Annotated in this window: 1 protein-coding gene; it reads left to right on the top strand. The window is 35.7% G+C overall.

Translation table 11 applies throughout. The annotated features are described in order from the left end of the window. Nucleotides 1–76 precede the first annotated feature (76 nt). The coding region (istA, locus tag ACFSY7_RS10315; protein WP_380147774.1) for an IS21 family transposase at nt 77–838 on the top strand (762 nt) is incomplete at its 3' end.

Below are 838 nucleotides of genomic sequence, written 5' to 3'. Positions count from 1 at the left end.
CTCGATAATACCGTTTAAAAATTCCCCACTAATAACGGATAATCTATATTAGACAATATAGATTGGAAGTGTGGAGATGACGGTAGTATTGGAGGATATTTTTATGATTAAAGAACTGAAACAGAAAGGATGGACCTTAACGGCCATCGCAGAAGAAACAGGTTATGATAGAAAAACGATTCGAAAATATTTAAATCAAGAAAAGTTACCACAAGCTACAAAGCGAAAAAGCCGTGGCAGCAAACTAGATCCTTATAAATCTTATATATTAGCAAGAATTAAAGAAGGTACTATTAACTGCGCAGTACTATTAGAAGAAATACAAAAGCTAGGATATGAAGGTAAAAGTACAATACTAAGAGAGTTTGTCCAGCCCTATCGGGCAGCACCTAAGAAGCAAGCAACTGTGCGATATGAAACAAAGCCAGGAGAACAAGCACAAGTTGACTGGGCTGAAAACGCAGGAACATGCATCATTGATGGAGAAGAAATTCAGCTTTACGCATTTATTATGATTCTCAGTTATTCTCGAAAGCGTTATATCGAATTTACGACAGATATGAAACAAGACACGCTTATTAAATGTCATCTAAACGCCTTCAGTTATTTTAATGGTGTTCCGCAACAAATTCTTTACGATAATATGCGCACAGTCGTTACAAAGCATAGTATTCAGCAAATACGTTTCAATAAACGATTCGAAGACTTTTTAAATTATTACGATGTCACTGCAAAGGCTTGTAAGCCTTATCGAGCCCAAACAAAAGGAAAAGTCGAGCGAGCAATTGATTACTTAAGAAATAATTTCTTAACACGAAAATTACCTAACGATCTGACT

The organism is Kurthia populi, assembly GCF_042686175.1.
GTDB lineage: Bacteria > Bacillota > Bacilli > Bacillales_A > Planococcaceae > Kurthia > Kurthia populi.
Note: the sequence above shows the minus strand (reverse complement) of the source record. Positions and strands in the feature narration are given on the sequence as shown.